The sequence below is a fragment of the Mesorhizobium sp. M5C.F.Ca.ET.164.01.1.1 genome (genome assembly GCF_004792125.1).
Taxonomy (GTDB): domain Bacteria; phylum Pseudomonadota; class Alphaproteobacteria; order Rhizobiales; family Rhizobiaceae; genus Mesorhizobium; species Mesorhizobium wenxiniae.
The window spans coordinates 449,948-470,541 of sequence record NZ_SRTG01000001.1 but is presented as its reverse complement, the minus strand read 5'-3'; the positions used below and the strand labels follow the sequence as shown (position 1 = coordinate 470,541).

Sequence of the window (20,594 nt, the reverse complement as noted above, 5' to 3'; positions counted from 1 at the left end):
CCGCGTCGTGGGCCAGCCAACGAATTCGGCTGGTCAATCCGCGTCAGCTCAGCGGAATGTCGTTGTCGGCCTTGCTCGCCTGATAGGCGCCGGACAATTCGTCATAGCGTGTGGAGATTTTGCCGATCCGCGTTTCCAGCCGCTGGCGCTCGGCCTCGGGCAGCGATCGCACCATTCTGCGGATCGAAAAGCTCTTCCAGTAGGCGTTCTCGGCATTGTAGCCGCCGGGGTCGAGGGTGAAGACCTCCTTCAGGATATTCAGGTCGTGCGGGATGGCAAAGCTGTCGCGCGAATCCTCGTGCGAAAACAGATAGTAGAAATTGTCGAAGCCGGTCCAGGTAATCGCCGACAAGCAGAGCGAGCAGGGTTCATGCGTGGCCAGAAAAATAGCGTCCTTGGTATCGACGCGCTCGGCCTTCGGCATTTCGTAGAACCGCTTCAGGCAGTGCACCTCGCCGTGCCAGAGCGGGTTTTCCGTCTCGTTGTTGGTCTCGGCGAGCACCAGCGAGCGGTCGTCCTTTCTCAGGATTGCCGCGCCGAACAGCTTATTGCCGTGGGTGACGCCTTCCGCCGTCTTCGGCACGATGTCGTGCTCGATGACGTCGAGCAGGCGATCGATCAGCGAGACGTCGGCCATCAGGCGGTCCCGTCAGGGAGATCGATCTCATAGGCGTGCGAGAAATGACACTCTTCGAGGTTGGAGCCGTCGCCACCGCGGTCGACGACGAGAAAGTCCTGGGCCTCGCCGATCGGCGTCAGCACGCCGTGCCACCGATTGCGCGGGTAATTGACACCCTGCCCGGGCGCGGTGATGAAGGCGTGCGGCTCGCCCGGGCCGTCCTCGCCATCATGGCAAACGACGACCAGGAACGGCCGTGGCGACAGCGGGATGAAAGCCTGGCTACCGAACGGGTGTCGCTCGACCATGGTGAGCTTCAGCGGAAAATCGTAAGGCGTGCCGCGCACCATGGAGATCAGTACACACGCATTCGGCCCCAACGCTTGCGCGGTGGCGAGGTCGTGGAAGCGCTCGGCCTTGCCGCCATTGATCGGGTAGTGATTGTCGCCGCCCATATCGATGACGTCGCCGAATTCGGCGAAGGTCTCGCGGGTCAGCGGCCGGGCGAAGATGCGGGTCATGGCGCGCGCCTCGCGACGCCGGCGCCGCCAAGGTTGGCTTGCCGGTTGACGTCCTTGTAAAGCAGGTAACGGAACTGGCCCGGACCGCCGGCATAGCAGGCCTGCGGGCAGAAGGCGCGCAGCCACATATAGTCGCCGGCCTCGACCTCGACCCAGTCCTGGTTGAGGCGATAGACCGCCTTGCCCTCCAGCACGTAGAGCCCGTGTTCCATCACATGAGTCTCGGCGAACGGGATGACGGCGCCCGGCTCAAGCGTGACGATGGTGACATGCATGTCGTGGCGCATGTCGGCCGGATCGACGAAGCGCGTCGTCGCCCATCTGCCTTCGGTGCCCGGCATCGGCGTGGGCGCAATGTCCCGTTCGTTGGCGAACAAGGCTTGCGGAACATCGATGCCTTCGACGGCGTCGTAAGCCTTGCGGATCCAGTGAAAGCGGACAACAGCGCCGCTCTCGTTGCGAACGGTCCATCCGCTGGCCGGCGGCAGGAAAGCAAAGCCACCCGGCTGCAGGACATGTTTCTCGCCAGCCAGCAAAACGGTCAGCTCGCCCTCGACCACGAAAAAGGCACCCTCGGCGCCGGCATCCGGTTCAGGCCGGTCGCTGCCGCCGCCGGGCGCGACCTCGACGATATATTGCGAAAACGTCTCGGCGAAGCCGGACAGCGGGCGCGACAGCACCCAGACGCGGGTCTTTTCCCAGAACGGCAGGGCGCTGGTGACGATGTCCTGCATCACTCCCCTTGGAATGACGGCATAGGCCTCGGAGAAGATAGCCCGGCCGGTCAGCAGCTCACTCTGGCCTGGGTGGCCGCCCTGCGGCGCGTAGTAGAATCGGTCGGCCATCTTGATCGTGTCCATGAGTTCAAAGCCTATTGCGAAGCCAAAGCCTATGCGGAAGCCAAGCCTATTGTGGGAGCATGTCCTGGAGGCGGAGCAGCGCGATACGCTCGACCTGTTTGCAGGCGGTGTCGAATTCAACGTCGTGGCTGTTGCCGCTGCGCGCCTCGAACTCCGCCAGGATTTCCGCCTTGGTCTTGCCTTTCACCGCGATAATGAAGGGAAAGCCAAAGGAAGTGACGTAGGCGGCATTGAGTTTGGAGAACAACTCGCGCTCTTTGTCGGTCAGCGCGTCGAGCCCGGCGGAAGCCTGTTCCCTCGTCGATTCCGCCGACAGCCGCTTGGCCTGCGCCAGTTTGCCGGCGAGGTCGGGATGAGCATTGAGCACTGAGAGCCGCTCGGCCTCGCTGGCGCCGCGAAAGACACGGCACAACGCATTATGGAGACCGCCGGCGCTGTCATGCGCTGGGCCGAGTTCCAACTCGTAGGCGCGCTCGGCGATCCACGGCGAATGCTCGAATACGCCACCGAATGCATGGACGAAGGCCTCGAACTCCATTTTCGACGGGCGCAGCGCCGGCCGCCGGAACGGATGGGTCTCTTTCCAGTGCCTGGCGATATCGATGCGCCGCGCCAGCCAGACCCTGTCGTGCGATCTGACGTAGTCGACGAAGCGCTTCAGCGCCGCGATCCGGCCCGGCCGGCCGACGAGGCGGCAGTGCAGACCAATGTTCATCATGCGCGGCCGCCCCTCCTTGCCCTCGGCATAGAGCGTGTCGAAACTATCTCTGAGATAGGCAAAGAACTGGTCGCCCGAGTTGAAGCCCTGCGGCGTGGCGAAACGCATGTCGTTGGCGTCGAGCGTGTAGGGGATGATGAGCTGCGGCTTTGCCGACCCGTCCGGCCCGTCATGCTCGAACCAGTAGGGCAACTCGTCGTCATAGGTGTCCGACACATAGTCGAAGCCGCCTTCTTCCGCCGCCAGCCGCACGGTGTTGATCGACGTGCGGCCGGTGTACCAGCCTGCCGGCCGCGCCCCAGTGACCTCGTAGTGCAGCTGGATCGCCGCTTCCATGTCGCGGCGCTCGTCCTCCGGCGCATGGTCGCGGTAGTCGATCCATCTCAGCCCGTGCGAGGCGATTTCCCAACCGGCCTCCTGCATCGCTGCGACCTGGTCGGGCGAGCGCGCCAGCGCTGTGGCGACGCCATAGCAGGTGACCGGCACCTCAGCCTTGGTGAACAGGCGCAGCAATCGCCAGAAGCCGGCGCGGGCGCCATATTCGTAGATCGATTCCATGTTCCGGTGACGCTGCCCAGGCCATGGCGCGGCGCCGACGATCTCGGACAGGAAGGCTTCCGAAGCCTTGTCGCCATGCAGGACGCAGTTCTCGCCGCCTTCCTCGTAATTGACGACGAACTGCACTGCGACATGCGCCCCGCCGGGCCACTTCGGATCCGGCGGATTGGCGCCGTAGCCGCGCATGTCTCGTTCGTACCGCATCGTTGCTCCTGCCGGGTTGTGTGATCAGGATAGTCGAAAGCGCCGCTTGCGCATTCCCCCGAAAATTTTGAAAGTGTTTTTGCAGCACTCCGCTCGACCGGGACTTATGCATCGCCTTTAATTGGCGCACAATTCGTCAAACATGTTCGTCTGTATCGGGCATGTTCGACTGTACCTGGAATGGGAGCAGCCAGTGGCGGAAACGTCGAAAGCCGAAGGCGGACGTCTGACGACCCATGTCCTCGACACCGCGACCGGCCGGCCGGCGGCAGGCCTGTCGATCGAGCTTTACCGCATCAACGACGATATGCGGACGCATCTGAAGACGACGGTCACCAATGCCGACGGCCGCTGTGACGCGCCGCTGCTTGCCGACGCGGAATTCCGCACCGGCGAATACGAGCTGGTCTTCGCGGCCGGCGACTATCTGCGCCGGCAGGGATTGAGGCTGCCGGAACCGGCCTTCCTCGACAGCGTGCCGATCCGCTTCGGCATGGCCGAGCCGGTGCACTATCATGTGCCGCTGCTTATATCGCCCTATGGCTATTCGACTTATCGAGGGAGCTGACACATGGCCGGGCTCAAGACACGCAATGAGATACGCTTCATCTTCAATGGCGAGCATGTTGCGCTGGCCAGGGTTGCGCCTGAGGAGACCTTGCTAGACTGGCTGCGGCTCGAGCGCACGCTGCGCGGCACCAAGGAAGGCTGCGCCGAAGGCGATTGCGGTGCTTGCACCGTGTTGGTCGGAAGGCTCTCAGCCGGCCGACTGGTCTATGAAAGCGTCAATGGCTGCATCCGCTTCCTCGGTTCGCTCGATGGCACGCATGTCGTGACCGTCGAGCATCTGCGTGGCGACGGCGATAGGCTGCATCCGGTGCAGCAGGCGATGGTCGATTTCCACGGCTCGCAATGCGGCTTCTGTACGCCGGGCTTCGTCATGTCGCTTTACGCTCTGTGGATGCGGTCGCCGGAGCCGTCGGATGCGGCCATCGAAAAGGCGCTGCAGGGTAATCTCTGCCGCTGCACCGGCTACGAGGCGGTCGTGCGGGCGGCGCGCGCCATTTCCAGTTACGGCAAGGTGGCGAAGGACCCGCTGGCGGCAGAGCGCAAGGCGATCGCCGAGAAGCTTGCGGCCATGAAAGACGGTGCGCGCATCGAGATCGGCGCCGGTAAGCAGCGGCTGGTCGTGCCGGCCAATGCCGACGACCTTGCCGCCGCGCTCGCCAAGGAGCCGGGCGCCACCGTCGTTGCCGGTTCGACCGATGTCGGCCTGTGGGTGACCAAGCATATGCGCGAGATTTCGCCGGCGATCTTCATCGGCAATCTCGACGGGCTCAGCGCGATTTCCGAAGACAAGGGCGTCATCTCGATCGGCGCCGGAGTCACCTATACGGAGGCGTTTTCGACGCTGGCGAAACGCATCCCGGCGCTCGGGCCGCTGTTCGATCGCATCGGCGGCGATCAGGTGCGCAATATGGGTACGATCGGCGGCAACATCGCCAATGGCTCGCCGATCGGCGACACGCCGCCGCCGCTGATCGCTTTGGGCGCGCAGCTGACGCTGCGCCGGGGCAACACGCGGCGGACGATCCCGCTCGAAGACTTCTTCATCGGCTATGGCAAGCAGGACCGGCAGCCGGGCGAGTTCGTCGAGGCCGTGCATGTCCCGGTACCCGCGAAAGGCACGAAGTTTGCCGTCTACAAGATCACCAAGCGTCGCGACGAGGACATCACCTCAGCACTTGGCGCGTTCCTGCTGACCCTGGCCAGCGACGGCATGGTGACGGATATTCGCATCGCCTATGGCGGCATGGCGGCAACGCCGAAGCGGGCTTTTGGCGTGGAAAAGGCGCTGCTCGGCAATCCCTGGACGGAGGCGACGGTCGAGCAGGCGATGGCCGAGTACGCCAGGGACTTCACCCCGCTGACAGACATGCGGGCGAGCGCCGAATACCGGGCTTTGGCGGCGCGGAACCTGCTGTTGCGCTTCTTCGCCGAGACCAGCGGCACCAAGGCGCCGATCCAAATATCGCGGTACGAGGCGGCGTAATGACCACGCACGCTCCCAACCTCAAGGCGCAAAAGATCTCCGGCGGCGTTGCCACCGACCAGCGCCATGATTCCGCGCACAAGCATGTCCGCGGCACCGCCATCTATATCGACGACATGCCGGAACCGGCAGGCACGCTGCACGGCTGCCTTGGGCTTTCGACGGCCACGCACGCCACCATCGCCAGCATGGACCTGTCGGAGGTGCGCGCCGCGCCCGGCGTCGTCGACGTGCTGACGGCAAGCGACGTGCCGGGCGAAAACGATATTTCGCCGACCGGCCGTCACGACGAGCCGGTGCTGGCCGCCGGCAAGGTGCAGTTCTTCGGCCAGCCGATCTTCTGCGTCATAGCCGAAACCCGGGAGCAGGCGCGCCGCGCCACAAGGCTGGCCAAGGTCGAATACAAGGAGTTGCCTTTCGTCACCGACATCGGCGTGCTTGATCCCCGCAAGGACAAGCTGGTCACGCCGCCGCTGACCCTGAGGCGCGGCGATGCAGCGGCTGCGATCAAGGCGGCGCCGCACCGAGTCAAAGGGCAGATGCGGGTCGGCGGCCAGGACCATTTTTATCTCGAAGGCCAGATCGCCATGGCCATTCCCGGCGAGGATCAGGACGTCTCGATTTATTCCTCGACCCAGCATCCGAGCGAAGTCCAGCACATGGTCAGCCATGCGCTCGGCGTGCCAAGCCATGCCGTCACGGTCGAGATCCGCCGTATGGGCGGCGGCTTTGGCGGCAAGGAAACGCAAGGCAACCAATTTGCCGCGCTCGCGGCGATTGCTGCGAAAAAACACCACCGCGCGGTGAAAATCCGGCCCGACCGCGACGACGACATGATCGCCACCGGCAAGCGCCACGACTTCCTCGTTGATTACGAGGTTGGCTTCGACGACGAGGGCAATATTCTCGGCGTCGATTTCATGTTCGCGGCGCGCTGCGGCTTCTCGGCGGACCTTTCAGGCCCGGTCACCGATCGCGCGCTGTTCCACTGCGACAATACCTATTTCTGGCCGGCGGTTCATGCTCAATCGGCGCCGCTCTACACCAACACCGTGTCGAACACCGCCTTCCGCGGCTTCGGCGGGCCGCAAGGCATGGTCGGGGCCGAGCGTGTCATCGAGGAGGTCGCCTTTGCCCTTGGCAAGGACCCGCTCGAGATCCGCAAGAAGAACTTTTACGGCACCTCAGACCGCAACATCACGCCCTATCACCAGACGGTCGAGGACAACATCATCCACCGCATCGTCGCCGAACTGGAGGCGAGTTGCGACTATGTGCGGCGTCGCCGCACCATTGAAGCCTTCAACGCCAACAGCCGCTTTATCAAGCGCGGATTGGCGCTAACGCCGGTCAAGTTCGGCATCTCGTTCACCGCTACGCATTACAACCAGGCCGGCGCGCTGGTGCATGTCTACACCGACGGTTCGGTGCATCTGAACCATGGCGGCACCGAAATGGGGCAGGGCCTCTACGTAAAGGTGGCGCAGGTTGTGGCGGAAGAGTTCCAGATCGACCTCGACCAGGTCAAGATCACCGCGACGACGACCGGCAAGGTGCCGAACACCTCGGCGACCGCCGCATCGTCCGGCTCCGATCTCAACGGCATGGCGGCGCAGAATGCAACCCGGCAGATCAAGGAGCGGCTGACCAATTTCGCCGCCGAAAAATACCAGCTGCCGCGGGACCAAGTGCTTTTCCTGCCCAACCGGGTGCGCATCGGCAACCAGGAGATCGCCTTCGCCGATCTCGTCAGGCAGGCCTACATGGCCCGCATCCAGCTTTCGGCGGCGGGCTTCTACAAGACGCCGAAAATCCACTGGGATCGCGACAAGGGGGAGGGCCGTCCCTTCTACTATTTCGCCTATGGCGCCTCCTGCTCGGAAGTCTCGGTCGACACGCTGACCGGCGAATACATGGTCGAGCGCACCGACATCCTCCACGAGACCGGCCGCTCGCTGAACCGCGCCATCGACCTCGGCCAGGTCGAGGGCGGTTTCATCCAGGGCATGGGCTGGCTGACGACGGAGGAACTTTGGTGGGACGACAATGGCCGGCTGCGCACCCATGCGCCCTCGACCTACAAAATCCCCTTGGCCTCGGACCGGCCGAAGATCTTCAACGTGACTTTGGCCGATTGGCCGGAAGCGAGCGAGCCGACGGTGCACCGCTCCAAGGCGGTCGGCGAGCCGCCGCTCCCGCTCGGCATGTCGGTGCTGCATGCTCTGTCGGATGCGGTGGCGAGCGTTGCCGACCACCGGATCTGCCCGCGCCTCGATCCACCGGCGACGCCGGAGCGTGTGCTGATGGCGATCGAACGGCTGAAGAGGGAAGCCAAGACCGGCACGTGAACTCGGCCTCCGAACCCAGAAAGCGTGCAATTCAGGCCGAAAAACTCTATATTTCCCGATAGGGAATGCGAATGATGACCTCGAAAGTGCAAAGCTTGAAAGCCTTTCTTGCCGACGCCGGCCGGGTCGCCCTGGTCGAGGTGGCCGGGACAAAAGGTTCGACGCCGCGCGAGAAGGGCGCCTTCATGCTCGTCTCGGGCGCGGCAAGTTTTGGCACGATCGGCGGCGGCCAACTCGAATACATGGCAATCGACAAGGCGCGGCAGCTGCTCTTCTCCCTCCTTGAGGGGGGTGAGGAGAGGTCGGCCAATGGCCGAGAAAAAGCCAACGATTTGGCTTTTTCAGCGACGAACGCCCGGAGCCATAGCGAAGGGCAGGCCGCGAAGCGGCCAGAGGGGGTCGTCTCAGAAGGCACCGCCAGAGCGTCAAGCACTGCCGCGGCAGCCCCACCCGACGGCTGCGCCGCCACCCTCCCCTCAAGGGGAAGGGATGTCAGCGCCATGCTCGACATCCCGCTCGGGCCGGAGATCGGCCAGTGCTGCGGCGGCAGGGTCGAGGTGTTGATCCGGCTGGTCGATGCCGCGCTGGCGCGAGAGCTGGTTACTGCGGCGGATGCCGAGGCGGCGCAGCTGCCGCATGTCTATATCTTCGGTGGTGGTCATGTCGGCCAGGCGTTGGCCTCGGCAGTGGCCTTGCTGCCGGTCCGTGTCGTCGTTGTCGAGACGCGGGTCGAGGCGCTGGAGGGCATGCCGGACACCGTCGAAACCAGCCTGACGCCTATGCCCGAGACGATGGTGCGCAAGGCCCCGGCCGGGGCCGCCTTTGTGATCCTCACACACGACCACGCGCTGGATTTCCTGATCGCCACCGAGGCGCTGAAACGCCGGGATGCCGCCTATGTCGGCATGATCGGCTCGAAGACCAAAAAGGCGACGTTCAGGAGCTGGTTCCTGAAGTCGGCGGACGGCAGCGAGGCGGAATTTGCCCGCCTGGTCTCGCCGATCGGCGGTGATGCGGTTAAGGACAAGCGCCCGCAAGTGATCGCGGCACTGGCCGCAGCCGAGATCATGATGGCGCTGGCCGCGCATGCCATGGCATCAGCAGCTCCGCACCCCGCCTCTCGTGGCAAAGCGATGGCCGGCTGACGGCCAAGCGCCCACAGCGTGCTGCTCACTCCGGCCGTCTCAAACCCAGATGGTCGCGTAGCGTGCTGCCTTCATAGTCGGTGCGGAACAGGCCGCGCCGCTGCAGCTCCGGCACGACGAGCGCGGCAAAGGCGTCGAGTTCGCCGGGAAAATAGGAGGGCATGACGTTGAACCCGTCGGCCGCGCCGCCCTCGAAGCGTGCCTCGAGCTCGTCGGCGATCTGGGCCGGCGTTCCGACGACGCGCCAGTGGCCGCGAGCGCCGGCGAAATGGCGCGCAAGCTGCCGAATGGAGAGGTTGTCCCGGCGCGACTGCTCAATGACGAGCGCTTGCCGGCTCTGCATGCCTTCGCTGGGCGGCAGCTCCGGCAACGGCCCATCGATGGGATAGCGCCACAGATCTGAGATACTGAGATAGCTGGAAAGCAGCGCGACGCCGACATCGTCAGGGATCAGCTCCTGCAATTCCTCGTATTTTTCCTGGGCTTCAGCCTCGGTTGCCGCCACGACCGGCGCGACGCCCGGCATGATCTTGATGTCGTCCGGCTCGCGCCCATAGGTCGCCAGACGCCCCATGAGATCATCGTAGAAGGCCTTCGCTTCCTCGAATGTCTGCGCCGCCGTGAACACGACGTCGGCGGTCCGGGCGGCAAGATCCCGGCCCTCGTCCGATGCTCCGGCCTGAACCATGACTGGTGCGCCTTGCGGCGAGCGCGGCAGGTCGAGTGGGTCGCGCACCGAAAAGCTTCTGCCGTCGTGACCCGGTCCGGAAACCCCGTCAAGCTTGCCTCGCCAGAGTGCGGCAACCACGGCAGCGAATTCACGGGCGCGCTCGTAGCGGTGGGCATGCGGGCGCAGGCCGGTCGAGCCGAAATTGGCGGCCTCGATGTGGCTGGCCGAGGTGACGAGGTTCCAGCCGGCGCGGCCGCTGCTCAGATGGTCGAGCGACAAGAAGGTCCGCGCCAGCCCGTAAGGCTCGTTGTAGCTCGTCGACGCCGTGCAGACGAGGCCGATGCGGCTGGTCTGGACCGCAAGAGCCGAAAGCAGGCTGATCGGTTCGAAGCCGATCGAGCGTGACGTCTGGCTGGCGATGTTGATATCGGCCTCGCGCACGCCGGCGGCGTCCTCGCAGAAGATCATGTCGAATTTCGCCGCCTCCGCCGTTCGCGCCAGCTGGATGTAGTGCTCGATCTCGACGCCTGCCGTCACATGCGCTTTTGGGTGGCGCCAGGCGGCAATGTGGTGGCCTGTTGCCCACAGGAACGCCCCGAGCTTCATCTGACGTCGATGGGCGGTCATCGTTCATCTCTCCCAGCAAGTCCGAGATGGGAGCGCAGCGTCGCGCTGGGATAATCCGACCGGAGGAGGCCGCGACGGCGAAGCTCCGGCAGCACGAGGTCGACGAAATCGTCGAGCACAGATAGCGTCGGTGGAATGAGTATGTTGAAGCCATCGCAGCTTTTCGATCGGAAGGGCTCTTCGAGCCTGTCCGCGATCAGGTCCGGCCTGGCGGCCATGTCAGCACCCGGCGCGACGGTCATCAGCACCTTTGTCGCGCCAGGACTGCGCCCGAACGCAAGCGCGTGGCGCTTCAGATCGTCGGGCTTCGCGCCCGCGATCGATGGCTCGTCCAGCAGGATGACATCGGCGAAGCGGGGGGCGATCTCCATGTCAGGCTCCGACAGGACTGACATGACGAGCACCGGGGTATCCTGCGGCGAGCGTGCAACGTTCAGTGGCCCGCGCACAGAGAAAAACTCGCCCTTGTAGTCGAGCAGGTGCATCTTTTCGGGATCGAAGAAGCGGCCGCCGCGCTGGTCGAACAGCAGGGCATCCGCATCCCAGCCTCTCCACAAGCCCCGCACGATCCCGATGAATTCTTCCGCGCGTCGGCGGAAATCGTCGCTGGAAAACCCTTCCGGACGGCTGAAATTGGTCGCCTCGCGCGGATCGGGGACCATGCTCGCGTGCCACCCGGCACGGCCATGGCTGATGACGTCGAGCGATGCGAAACGGCGCGCGAGGTTGTAGGGCTGGTGGGCGACCGTCGACGCCGCGGCGACGAGGCCGATCCTGCTGGTAATCGTCGCAAGCGCTGCCAGCAGGGTCGTCGCTTCGAAGGGCACTTGGCGGTTCGGTGCGTCGCCGCCTGCAGCCGGCGCGGAATCGGCAAGCAGCACCATATCCAGCCCGGCCGTCTCGGCCTTTTGCACAAACCGGGCCAGAAGAGTGAAATCCGGACCGGCGTCGGATGGAGGGGAAAGAGCGCTTTCCGGAAACAGTGAAACGGCGAGATGCATTTTGGCACCGCTGGCCATCGGTCTTCCCTGGTGAGTGAATTCCGCTGGGACTATCTTCGCCGGCTTGACGGGACGCAACCGGCCAGCCGGCGATCATTTGCCTGCCAGAATGTCCTTGATCAGCCGTTGGCAGCGCTCGGCCATGAAATCGAGCAGCAGCCGCACCTTCGGGTCCTGCAGCTTCTTGTGCGGGTAGACGGCGGCGAACTGCACCGGTGTCGGCGGCGTGTCGGGCAGGATCACCTTCAGCCGCCGGTCGCGGATGAACGGCTCGACCTCGAAGCGCGGCTTGTTGATGATGCCGCGGCCGGACAGCGCCCAGCCGGTCAGCACGTCGCCATCATCGGTGTCATAAGGCCCATGCACTTCGAATTTCCGCGGGCCGTCGGCCGTCTGCAGCGTCCAGACGTATTCGCGCGAACCCGAATAGCGAAGCATCAGGCAGTCGTGCTTCTTGCCGATCAATTCCTGCGGCTCGGTCGGCTCACCGCGCGCCTCAAGATATTTCGGCGCCGCCACCAGCACCCGCTCGCATTCCATGATGCCGCGCATCCTGAGGCTGGAATCCTCGATAATGCCCAGCCGGAAGGCAACGTCGATGCCCTCCTTCATGATGTCGACATTGTGGTCTGAAAGCCTCAGCCGCACCTCGATATCAGGGTATTTGTCGTGGAAATCGGGGATGCCCGAGGCCACCAGCCGCCGGCCGAGGCCGAGCGGCGCTGTCACCTTGATGGTGCCGCGCGGCTGGCCGGACAAAGCGCTGACCGCGGCCTCCGCCTCGGTGACCGCCTCAAGCACCTGCTTGGCGCCGGAGTAGAACACCGTGCCGTGCTCGGTCGGCATTAATTGCCGCGTCGTGCGGTTGAACAGCCTGACACCAAGGTGCTTTTCGAGCTCCTTGATGCGGTTGGAGGCGACCGCCGGCGAAATGCGCATGTCGCGGCCCGCCGCCGATAGATTGCCAAGCTCGACGACGCGGACGAAAACGGCGATGTTGTCGAGGTAGGCCATGCGGCTTAGGGCTCTCATACGGCTGCGTAGGGATAACCCTAGTATTTTCCATTTTTTTTTGAAAGTCATCGTGCAGCTCGGCCCTTTCCGTTTGCGCTCCAGTCCGTAAAGTCAGCCGATCGGCAGGGACGACTTTTCAATGTTGGATTTCGCGATTTTCTGGGACTGGCTGAGTTTCGCCGTGCGCTGGCTGCATGTCGTAACCAGCATAGCCTGGATCGGTTCGTCCTTTTATTTCGTCGCGCTCGATCTTGGCTTGCGCCAGCGTCCGGGCATGCCTGTCGGCGCCTTCGGCGAGGAATGGCAGGTGCATGGCGGCGGCTTCTATCACATCCAGAAATATCTGGTGGCGCCGGCCGAAATGCCCGAGCATCTGACCTGGTTCAAATGGGAATCCTACGCCACCTGGCTTTCGGGCTTTGCCATGCTGTGCGTGGTTTACTATGCGGGGGCGGACCTGTTCCTGATCGATCCCAATGTGCTTGCCATGTCGGTGCCTACAGGCATCTTGCTGTCACTGGCGACGATCGGCGTCGGCTGGGTGGTCTACGATCTCTTATGCCGTTCGCCGCTTGGCAACAGCGACACCGGCCTGATGCTGGTGCTCTATGGCGTGCTGGTGTTCATCGCCTGGGGTCTTACCCACCTGTTCACCGGCCGCGCCGCCTTCCTGCATCTTGGCGCTATCACCGCAACGATCATGTCGGCCAATGTCTTCATGGTCATCATCCCGAACCAGAAGATCGTCGTCGCCGACCTGATCGCCGGCCGCAAGCCCGACCCGAAATACGGCAAGATTGCCAAGCAGCGCTCGCTGCACAACAATTACCTGACGCTGCCCGTTTTGTTCCTGATGCTGTCGAACCACTACCCGCTGGCGTTCGGCACCGAGTTCAACTGGGTGATCGCCTCGCTGGTTTTCACCATCGGCGTGCTGATCCGGCACTATTTCAACACCATGCATGCGCGCAAGGGTAACCCGACCTGGACCTGGCTGGCTGCCGCCGTCCTGTTCGTCATCATTATCTGGCTGTCAACGGCGCCGAAAATGCTGACCGGCGAAGTCAAGGCGTCCTCGGCGGCACAGGTCTATGTCGCCTCGGCGCACTTTCCCGCAGTGCGCGACACGGTGCTTGGCCGCTGCTCGATGTGTCATGCGCGGGAGCCATCCTACGAGGGCATCTATCACGCGCCGAAAGGTGTGATGCTCGACACGGACGCCGGTATCGCCGAGCAAGCCCGCGAGATCTACCTGCAGGCCGGCCGCAGCCACGCAATGCCGCCCGCCAACGTCACCCATATCACCGACAAGGAGCGCGCGCTGCTGGTGGCATGGTTCGAGCAGGCAGGGAAATAAGCATGACCAGCACACTCTTGCGCGGCCGCACGCTGTCCTTCCTGCGCTGGCCTGAGACCGTCGACGACCATTCCGCCTGGCGCTACGAGGATGACGGCGGCCTGCTGCTCCGCGACGGCAGGATCGTTGCCGCAGGCGCCTATGCCGACGTCGAGAACAAGGCTGATGAAGGCGTAAAAAAGATCGACCACCGCCCGCACCTGCTGCTGCCTGGCTTCATTGACGCGCATGCGCATTTTCCGCAGATGCAGGTTATCGCTTCCTACGGCGCCGAGCTGCTCGACTGGCTGAACACTTACACCTTTCCCGAGGAAACCAAATTCCAGAACGCCCAGCATGGCCGCCGCATCGCCAGGCTGTTCCTCGACGAGATGGTGCGCCACGGCACGACGACAGTCGCCGCCTATTGCTCGGTTCACAGGGAATCGGCCGAAGCGTTCTTCGCCGAGTCGCATGACCGCAACATGCTCAACATCGCCGGCAAAGTGATGATGGATCGCAACGCGCCGGAGGGCGTGCTCGACACGCCGCAATCGGCCTATGACCACAGCAAGGCGCTGATCGCCGAGTGGCACGGCAAGGGGCGCCAGCACTATGCCATTACACCGCGCTTCGCCATCACCTCCTCACCCGAGCAACTGGAGATGGCGGGCGCCCTCTGCCGCGAATATCCCGATCTGCACATGCAGACGCATCTGTCGGAAAACCACGCCGAGATTGCCTTTACGCTGCAACTCTTTCCGCAGGCACACGACTATACCGATGTCTACGAGCAATACGGGCTGCTCGGGCGCAAAAGCCTATTCGGCCACTGCATCCATCTGTCGGAACGCGAGGCGGATGCGCTTTCGGACACCGGCTCGGTGGCCGTGTTCTGCCCGACCTCGAACCTGTTCCTCGGCTCGGGCTTGTTCGACTACCAGCGCTACCGCAGGCGTGACAAAGCCCTCCGCATCGCGGTCGCAACCGATGTCGGCGGCGGCACCAATTACTCGATGCTGCGCACCATGGACGAGGGTTATAAGGTGATCGCGCTGAACGGCGAGAAGCTCAACCCGTTCCAGTCGTTCTACCAGCTCACCCGCGGCAATGCCGAGGCGCTGTCGGTCGTGGAAAAAGTCGGCACGCTCGACCAAGGCAGCGATGCCGACATCATCGTCCTCGATGCCCGCGCCACGCCGGCCATGCGGCTGCGGATGGAGACGGCGGACACGCTGGCGGAGGAACTGTTTCTGCTGCAGACGCAGGGCGACGACCGCGCCGTGCGCGAGGTCTATGTCGCCGGACGGGCGGCAAAAACGGATATGGCGGTTTAGCTATCCCACACGTCCTGGCTTGACCCGGCGGCAACCATCGGTCAAAGCGTGGAGTTGATAGGGGAACGACATGGCCGTTGCGGACGATATTGCTCTGATCCAGAAACAGGAAGCCGAGCTTGTCTTCCCGGCCTTTGATGAGGCTGTCGCCTTCAAGATCGGCTCGGCGATCCGCGACCGGGCACTAGCCGAGAATCTGCCGATCATCGTCGATATCAGAACCTTCGACCGGCCGCTGTTCTACGCGGCAATGCCGGGCTCGAACGCCTCCAATCCGGATTGGGCGCGGCGCAAGATCAACGTAGTGCGGCGGTTCCTGAAAAGCACCTACCGCATGGTGCTGGAGCAGCAGCGTCCTGACCGCAGCTTCAAGCCGGGCGAGGGGCTCGACATATCAGACTACGTGCTGGCCGGCGGCGGTTTTCCAGTCACGGTCAAGGGCGCCGGTGTGATCGGTGTGATTGCGGTCTCGGGCCTGCCGGAACGCGAGGATCACGGCGTCGTCGTCGATGCGCTGTGCAGCCATCTCGGCGTCGACGGGTGCGAGCTGGCACTGCCGCCGGAAGCAAAATGACCGAGATCGATCCCAAGACCTTCCTCACCGCCATCTTCAATGCCGCAGTCGCCGCTGCCGATCCCCAGAGGACCATCAGGGATCACCTGCCGGCAAGGCCGAAAGGGCGCACCATCGTCGTCGGTGCCGGCAAGGGTTCGGCGCAGATGGCGGCGGCTTTCGAGAAGGTGTGGGACGGGCCGATCGAAGGGCTGGTCGTCACCCGCTACGGCTACGCTGCGGCATGCCAGCGCATCGAGATCATCGAGGCGGCGCATCCGGTGCCGGACGTCGCAGGGCTCGAAGCGTCGCGCCGGCTGCTCGAAAAAGTTCGGGGGCTGACCGCGGATGATCTGGTCGTGGCGCTCATTTCCGGCGGGGGCTCGGCGCTGCTGCCGGCGCCCGCGGAAGGTCTGACGCTGGCCGACGAGATCGCCGTCAACGAGGCGCTGCTCGCCTCCGGCGCGCCGATCGCCGCCATGAACACTATCCGCAAGCATGTTTCCATTATCAAGGGCGGTAGATTGGCCGCGGCCGCCTATCCGGCCAAGGTCATGTCGCTGGTCATCTCCGACATTCCGGGCGACAATCCGGCGCTGGTCGCTTCCGGTCCGACCGTTCCCGATTCGGGCAGCCGCCAAGAGGCGCTGGCATCGATCGCCGCCTATGGCATAAAACTGCCGGCTGCGGTGATGGCGCATATTAATTCGCCGGCCGCAGATGCGCCGCGCGCCGACGATTCGCGTTTTTCGCGCAACGAAGTGCATCTGATCGCCTCGGCCGGCGTATCGCTGGAAGCGGCTGCAGCCGAAGCCAGGCGCTATGGCATCGAGGCGGTCATCCTCTCCGATTCCATCGAGGGCGAGGCACGTGAGGTCGGCGGTGTCCACGCTGCGATCGCCCGCGAAGTCGCGACGCGCAACCGGCCCTTCCGAAAGCCCGTGTTGGTTTTGTCTGGTGGAGAGACGACGGTGACTTTGCGGGCAAGAGGCAAGGGCGGCCGTAACAGCGAGTTCCTGCTCGCCTTCGCTATCGGCATCAGCGGCATGGATGGCATCCACGCGCTGGCCGCTGACACCGACGGCATCGACGGCTCTGAGGACAATGCCGGCGCCTTCGCCGATGGCTCGACGGTGTCGCGGATGCGGGCGACGGGCGTCGATGCTAAGGCCATGCTCGCCGGCAACAATGCCTGGACGGCATTCAACGCCGTCGGCGATCTTTTTATGCCCGGCCCGACCGGGACGAATGTCAATGACCTAAGGGCGATCCTGATCAGATAGGTTCAGGCCGCCATCAGCTTTTTTACCGCCTTCATATCCTGCAGGAACCGCTCGCGCTCGGCCTGTTTGTCCGCCGGCTCGCGAATACGCAAGATGAAAGACGGATGGATCGTGACGAACACGCGCAAGCCATCGTCGCGCTGCACGACCGTGCCGCGCATTTTCATGATCGGCACGACCTTGCCGAGCAGCGACTGCGCCGCCGTTGCGCCGAGCGCCACCGCCAGATTGGGCTTTATGAGATCGAGCTCCTTGTCGAGCCACCAGCGGCAGGCCTGCACCTCGCCGGCATTCGGCTTGGAGTGGATGCGCCGCTTGCCGCGCGGCTCGAATTTGAAATGCTTGACCGCATTGGTGACATAGACTTTCAGCCGGTCGACGCCGGCATCGTCAAGGATGGCATCGAAGACCTTGCCCGCCGGCCCGACGAAAGGTTTGCCGGCCAGATCCTCCTGGTCGCCAGGCTGTTCACCGACGAAGATCACCTTGGCCTCGTCGGGCCCTTCGCCGAATACTGTCTGTGTCGCGTTGCGCCATAGCGGACAGCGGCGACAGGCCTTCGCCACTTCGCTGAGTTCGGGAATGGTGCTTGCGCCATCGTCTTCCGCCGCCTCAGGCAATTCAGGCTTGGGCCAGCGTCTTGCCTGCACCTCGGCGTGGTGTGGCGTGGGATTTGTCTGCATCCTGGCGATCATGGCTGATGCGGCCTTGTCCGCTGCTGCGATCAGACACGCAATGAGCAAAGCCCGCGGAAGGTTCCGTCGAAATTACACTGCCTTGCCTTCACCGGCGGATGGCCGAGAACGCGATACCCTACACCTCGTGCAGATAAAGGTGATAGTCCAACTCGCTGACCGTACGCGCCACCCGCAGATATTCGGATTGCTTGATCGCCACAAATGTACGGTGCAGGTCTTCGCCCAGTGCGCCTTTGAGGAACGTCGACGCGCGCGCGGCCTCGATCGCGGCGCGCCAGTCCACCGGCATGGTCGTGCGCGTGATTGCCGATTCGTAGCCATTGCCGGTGGTTTCGGGGCCGGGATCGAGGCCTTCGTCGAGACCCTTAGTGATGCCGGCCAGCACAGTTGCCGCTACCAGATAGGGGTTGGCGTCGACGCCCGACGGCCGGTGCTCGATGCGCCGGTTTTTCGCATCACCCGCTGGCACGCGCAGCGCCACCGAGCGGTTGTTGACGCCCCAGGTCGGCGCCACCGGCGCATAGGATTGCGAAACGAAACGCCGCCATGAATTGGCGTGCGGCGCAAACACCAGCATCGATTCAGCCATGGTCTGGATGAGGCCGCCAAGGCCGCGCAGCAGCGGCAAGGACCAAGTCTCGCCGCTGACCTCAGTGAAGACGTTCTTGCCGGCCTTGTCCCGCAGCGAGACATGGAAATGCATGCCAGAGCCGGCATATTTCTCGATCGGCTTGGCCATGAAGCAAGCGGTGACGCCGTGGCGGCGCGCCTGTGCCCGCACCAGCCGCTTCAGCATGACGAGGTCGTCGGCCGCCCGGATCACATCGTTGCGGTAGTTCAGTGTCAATTCGTACTGGCCGGGCGCATATTCGGAAATGACAGTCTCGGCCGGGATGCCTTGCACCTTGGCCGCGGCATAGATGTCGGAAAACAGTGGCTCCATGCCGTGCAGATGGTCGACGGAATAGACCTCGGTCTTGGCCGAGCGTCGGCCGTCGAGCACCGCGTGTGCCGGCTGCACCTTGCCGTCGGCGTCGCGCTCGTTGGCGAGCAGGAAGAATTCGAGCTCGAAGGCGCCGGCCGGATGCAGGCCCTTGGCCGCCAGTATCTCCACCTGACGGGCCAGCGCCAGCCGCGGATCGGAGGGCATGGGCTGACCGTCGAGATGATACATCGCCATCAGCACCTGGCCGCGCGGCGGCTGTGTGCCGAACAGCGGCACCAGCGTGCCGGGGATCGGCCATGCCCGCAGGTCGCCGTCGCCGGTCGCCCAGATCAGCCCGGTCTCGTGAACGTCCTCGCCGGTGATGTCGAGACCGAGGATCGAGATCGGCATGTGCCGGCCGCCCTCGAAGATGCTCTTCAATTCGTGCCGGCGCACGATCTTGCCACGCCCGACGCCATTGGCGTCGGTCAGCACGATATCGAATGCTTCGATTTCGGGATGGGCGTCGAGAAAGGTCTGCGCCTCGGCAGGCGTCGAGCCCGAAGGTGATGTCATAATGGCGTTCAAAATTTGCTTGTGCGCTTCTCTCATGTGCAAGCTTGTCTCATGCCGCGAGCCTTGCCGCAACCGCGCCGAAGGCGGTGATCAGGCGGTTGACCTGGGTGGCGCTGGTCGCCGGCGAGATCAGCATCATGTTGTGGAACGGCGCAATCAGCACGCCGCGATTGACCAGTGCGACATGGATAGCCGCTTCGAGCCCCGGCGCGTGCGCCGTTTCCGCCTCGCCGCCATTCCTCAGCGGGCCAGGTGCGCAGATGAACTCGACGCGCGCGCCGACTCGGGCAACATGCCAGGGCAGGCGGCAACGGTCGATGACGGCGGTCAGCCCTGCGTCGAGCCGCCGCGCCAGATGGTCCATATGGTCGTAGTTCTCCTCGGTCATCACCTCTTCGAGCGTGGCGCGCATTGCCGCGAACTGCAGCGGATTGGCCGACAGCGTCGTACCCATGCCGGAATAGCCTGGTTCCTTGGTGCTGTTATAGTCGGTATAGCGGGTGGCGACGTCTTCGCTCATCCCCCACACGCTGGCCGCCACGCCACCGGCGATTGGCTTGCCGAGCACGAACAGGTCCGGCTCTAAACCGTGTTTCCTGGTGTAGCCGCCCGGACCGGTCGAGATCGTGTGCGTCTCGTCGATCAGCAGCAGGGTGCCGGTTGCGCGGGTGAGGCGGCGTAGCGCGTCGTGGAAGCCGGGTTCGGGCAGCACCATGCAGGAATTGGTCAGCACCGGCTCGGTGATGACGCAGGCTATATTCTTATCCCGGAGCACGGCCTCAAGCGCCGCCACATCGTTGAACTCGATGACATCCGTTGCCCGGCTCAGGTTCCGGAATTCGCCGGCCAATCCCGGCCGATTGACCCCTCTGCCGTCGACCAGCCGCACCATCGTCTCGTCGACCGAGCCGTGATAGCAGCCGTTGAAGACCAGGATCTTTTCCCGACCGGTGATGGCGCGGGCGACGCGCAGCGCAAAGCGGTTGGCATCGGTCGCCGTCGTCGCGATCTGCCAGAACGGCAGGCCGAAGCGCTGTTGCAGCAGCGGGCCGATGGCGAGTGCGTCTTCCGAAGGCAGCATGAAGGTCAGGCCGCGTCCGGCCTGCCGGCGTATGGCGTGGGCGACCGGCGGCGGCGAATGGCCGAACATCGAGCCGGTGTCGCCGAGGCAGAAATCGTCGAGCCGGTTGCCGTCGATATCTGTGATGGTGGCGCCTCTGGCGCTGTCGACCAGGATCGGGAACGGCGTCGGCCAGTCGTTCATCCAGTGCATCGGCACGCCGCCGAAGAAGCCCGGCAGGCCACTGCCGGCCTTCGCTGCCGATTTCGGCCGCGCCTTTCGGAAGGCTTCTGCTTCGGTCTCGCGCAAATCGGCGATGCGGGCGGCGCTAACGCCGCCGATGGACGTCTTTGAATGGTCGATTGTATGCATGAAAGCCCCTCTCATACGTCACTCTGCCAATCGGCGTCCGGAACCGCAATTGGCCGCACAGCTGTCCTGCATTGGTTCAGCGGCCACGGTGGAGAGGACTGGCGCTTGACCTGCGG

The 20,594-nt window shown here is 64.1% G+C and carries 18 protein-coding genes; 8 read left to right on the top strand and 10 right to left on the bottom strand.

Translation table 11 applies throughout. The features are described from left to right. Positions 1-43: 43 nt before the first annotated feature. Genes EN807_RS02170 through puuE form a run of 4 tightly spaced genes read right to left on the bottom strand, consistent with a single transcriptional unit; the run spans position 44 to position 3,480 of the window. Positions 44-637: a nucleoside deaminase gene (locus tag EN807_RS02170; RefSeq protein WP_135933709.1), complete on the bottom strand. Its 594-nt coding sequence runs from the start codon at positions 635-637 to the stop codon at positions 44-46. Beyond that, on the bottom strand, positions 637-1,140 hold the full coding sequence (locus EN807_RS02165) for an ureidoglycolate lyase (RefSeq protein ID WP_135933708.1): 504 nt from the start codon (positions 1,138-1,140) through the stop codon (positions 637-639). The genes EN807_RS02170 and EN807_RS02165 overlap by 1 nt, the downstream gene beginning before the upstream one ends. Further along, positions 1,137-2,000 carry a bifunctional allantoicase/(S)-ureidoglycine aminohydrolase gene (locus EN807_RS02160; protein ID WP_135933707.1) on the bottom strand — a complete coding sequence of 288 codons (864 nt, stop codon included), beginning with the start codon at positions 1,998-2,000 and terminating at the stop codon, positions 1,137-1,139. Before EN807_RS02160 ends, EN807_RS02165 begins: the two co-directional genes overlap by 4 nt. Positions 2,001-2,046: 46 nt before the next feature. After that, complete coding sequence (puuE, locus tag EN807_RS02155) at positions 2,047-3,480, bottom strand: allantoinase PuuE (protein WP_135933706.1); 1,434 nt, start codon at positions 3,478-3,480, stop codon at positions 2,047-2,049. Between the two features lie 193 nt (positions 3,481-3,673). Between puuE and uraH the strand changes: the two genes are divergently transcribed. From uraH to xdhC, 4 genes are all read left to right on the top strand, one after another. After that, on the top strand, positions 3,674-4,048 hold the full coding sequence (gene uraH / locus EN807_RS02150; protein WP_135933705.1) for a hydroxyisourate hydrolase: 375 nt from the start codon (positions 3,674-3,676) through the stop codon (positions 4,046-4,048). Between the two features lie 3 nt (positions 4,049-4,051). After that, positions 4,052-5,533, top strand: coding sequence for a xanthine dehydrogenase small subunit (xdhA, locus tag EN807_RS02145; RefSeq protein WP_135933704.1), 1,482 nt, complete (start codon positions 4,052-4,054; stop codon positions 5,531-5,533). Continuing rightward, on the top strand, positions 5,533-7,881 hold the full coding sequence (gene xdhB / locus EN807_RS02140) for a xanthine dehydrogenase molybdopterin binding subunit (protein WP_135933703.1): 2,349 nt from the start codon (positions 5,533-5,535) through the stop codon (positions 7,879-7,881). Before xdhA ends, xdhB begins: the two co-directional genes overlap by 1 nt. 74 nt (positions 7,882-7,955) lie before the next feature. Beyond that, positions 7,956-9,026 (top strand): xanthine dehydrogenase accessory protein XdhC, encoded by a 1,071-nt coding sequence (xdhC, locus tag EN807_RS02135; RefSeq protein ID WP_135935753.1) that lies wholly within the window; start codon positions 7,956-7,958, stop codon positions 9,024-9,026. A 25-nt stretch (positions 9,027-9,051) separates the two neighbouring features. Here the strand turns inward: xdhC and EN807_RS02130 are convergent, their stop codons facing one another. The 3 genes from EN807_RS02130 to EN807_RS02120 form a co-directional block, all read right to left on the bottom strand. Beyond that, positions 9,052-10,323: an LLM class flavin-dependent oxidoreductase gene (locus EN807_RS02130; protein WP_135933702.1), complete on the bottom strand. Its 1,272-nt coding sequence runs from the start codon at positions 10,321-10,323 to the stop codon at positions 9,052-9,054. Next, entirely contained in the window at positions 10,320-11,342 is a 1,023-nt protein-coding gene (locus EN807_RS02125; protein ID WP_135933701.1) for an LLM class flavin-dependent oxidoreductase, read from the bottom strand. The genes EN807_RS02130 and EN807_RS02125 overlap by 4 nt, the downstream gene beginning before the upstream one ends. 75 nt (positions 11,343-11,417) lie before the next feature. Further along, entirely contained in the window at positions 11,418-12,338 is a 921-nt protein-coding gene (locus EN807_RS02120; RefSeq protein WP_135933700.1) for a LysR family transcriptional regulator, read from the bottom strand. 139 nt (positions 12,339-12,477) lie between these two features. Between EN807_RS02120 and EN807_RS02115 the strand changes: the two genes are divergently transcribed. From EN807_RS02115 to EN807_RS02100, 4 genes are all read left to right on the top strand, one after another. Then, complete coding sequence (locus EN807_RS02115; protein WP_135933699.1) at positions 12,478-13,695, top strand: urate hydroxylase PuuD; 1,218 nt, start codon at positions 12,478-12,480, stop codon at positions 13,693-13,695. A 2-nt stretch (positions 13,696-13,697) separates the two neighbouring features. Further along, positions 13,698-15,011 (top strand): guanine deaminase, encoded by a 1,314-nt coding sequence (gene guaD, locus EN807_RS02110; RefSeq protein WP_135933698.1) that lies wholly within the window; start codon positions 13,698-13,700, stop codon positions 15,009-15,011. 70 nt (positions 15,012-15,081) lie between these two features. Beyond that, positions 15,082-15,585 carry a heme-degrading domain-containing protein gene (locus tag EN807_RS02105; protein WP_029347573.1) on the top strand — a complete coding sequence of 168 codons (504 nt, stop codon included), beginning with the start codon at positions 15,082-15,084 and terminating at the stop codon, positions 15,583-15,585. Beyond that, positions 15,582-16,847: a glycerate kinase gene (locus tag EN807_RS02100; protein WP_135933697.1), complete on the top strand. Its 1,266-nt coding sequence runs from the start codon at positions 15,582-15,584 to the stop codon at positions 16,845-16,847. Before EN807_RS02105 ends, EN807_RS02100 begins: the two co-directional genes overlap by 4 nt. Before the next feature lie 2 nt (positions 16,848-16,849). Here EN807_RS02100 and EN807_RS02095 read toward each other — a convergent pair whose 3' ends face one another. From EN807_RS02095 to EN807_RS02085, 3 genes are all read right to left on the bottom strand, one after another. Continuing rightward, entirely contained in the window at positions 16,850-17,590 is a 741-nt protein-coding gene (locus tag EN807_RS02095) for a UdgX family uracil-DNA binding protein (RefSeq protein ID WP_281405187.1), read from the bottom strand. 70 nt (positions 17,591-17,660) lie between these two features. Further along, positions 17,661-19,046 carry a glutamine synthetase family protein gene (locus EN807_RS02090; RefSeq protein ID WP_135933695.1) on the bottom strand — a complete coding sequence of 462 codons (1,386 nt, stop codon included), beginning with the start codon at positions 19,044-19,046 and terminating at the stop codon, positions 17,661-17,663. Positions 19,047-19,095: 49 nt separating this feature from the next. Further along, the gene (locus EN807_RS02085) at positions 19,096-20,478 is read right to left on the bottom strand and encodes an aspartate aminotransferase family protein (RefSeq protein ID WP_135933694.1); all 1,383 of its coding nucleotides are present in this window, start codon (positions 20,476-20,478) and stop codon (positions 19,096-19,098) included. Positions 20,479-20,594: the final 116 nt, after the last annotated feature.

What these genes read in the sequence shown, in the direction of transcription:
- EN807_RS02125 (WP_135933701.1), bottom strand. Translation starts at nt 11,342, where the DNA reads ATGGCCAGCGGTGCCAAAATGCATCTCGCCGTTTCACTGTTTCCGGAA.
- EN807_RS02100 (WP_135933697.1), top strand. Translation starts at nt 15,582, where the DNA reads ATGACCGAGATCGATCCCAAGACCTTCCTCACCGCCATCTTCAATGCC.
- puuE (WP_135933706.1), bottom strand. Translation starts at nt 3,480, where the DNA reads ATGCGGTACGAACGAGACATGCGCGGCTACGGCGCCAATCCGCCGGAT.
- EN807_RS02090 (WP_135933695.1), bottom strand. Translation starts at nt 19,046, where the DNA reads ATGACATCACCTTCGGGCTCGACGCCTGCCGAGGCGCAGACCTTTCTC.
- EN807_RS02120 (WP_135933700.1), bottom strand. Translation starts at nt 12,338, where the DNA reads ATGGCCTACCTCGACAACATCGCCGTTTTCGTCCGCGTCGTCGAGCTT.
- xdhA (WP_135933704.1), top strand. Translation starts at nt 4,052, where the DNA reads ATGGCCGGGCTCAAGACACGCAATGAGATACGCTTCATCTTCAATGGC.
- EN807_RS02130 (WP_135933702.1), bottom strand. Translation starts at nt 10,323, where the DNA reads ATGACCGCCCATCGACGTCAGATGAAGCTCGGGGCGTTCCTGTGGGCA.
- EN807_RS02170 (WP_135933709.1), bottom strand. Translation starts at nt 637, where the DNA reads ATGGCCGACGTCTCGCTGATCGATCGCCTGCTCGACGTCATCGAGCAC.
- EN807_RS02115 (WP_135933699.1), top strand. Translation starts at nt 12,478, where the DNA reads ATGTTGGATTTCGCGATTTTCTGGGACTGGCTGAGTTTCGCCGTGCGC.
- EN807_RS02105 (WP_029347573.1), top strand. Translation starts at nt 15,082, where the DNA reads ATGGCCGTTGCGGACGATATTGCTCTGATCCAGAAACAGGAAGCCGAG.
- xdhC (WP_135935753.1), top strand. Translation starts at nt 7,956, where the DNA reads ATGACCTCGAAAGTGCAAAGCTTGAAAGCCTTTCTTGCCGACGCCGGC.
- EN807_RS02085 (WP_135933694.1), bottom strand. Translation starts at nt 20,478, where the DNA reads ATGCATACAATCGACCATTCAAAGACGTCCATCGGCGGCGTTAGCGCC.
- guaD (WP_135933698.1), top strand. Translation starts at nt 13,698, where the DNA reads ATGACCAGCACACTCTTGCGCGGCCGCACGCTGTCCTTCCTGCGCTGG.
- xdhB (WP_135933703.1), top strand. Translation starts at nt 5,533, where the DNA reads ATGACCACGCACGCTCCCAACCTCAAGGCGCAAAAGATCTCCGGCGGC.
- EN807_RS02160 (WP_135933707.1), bottom strand. Translation starts at nt 2,000, where the DNA reads ATGGACACGATCAAGATGGCCGACCGATTCTACTACGCGCCGCAGGGC.
- EN807_RS02165 (WP_135933708.1), bottom strand. Translation starts at nt 1,140, where the DNA reads ATGACCCGCATCTTCGCCCGGCCGCTGACCCGCGAGACCTTCGCCGAA.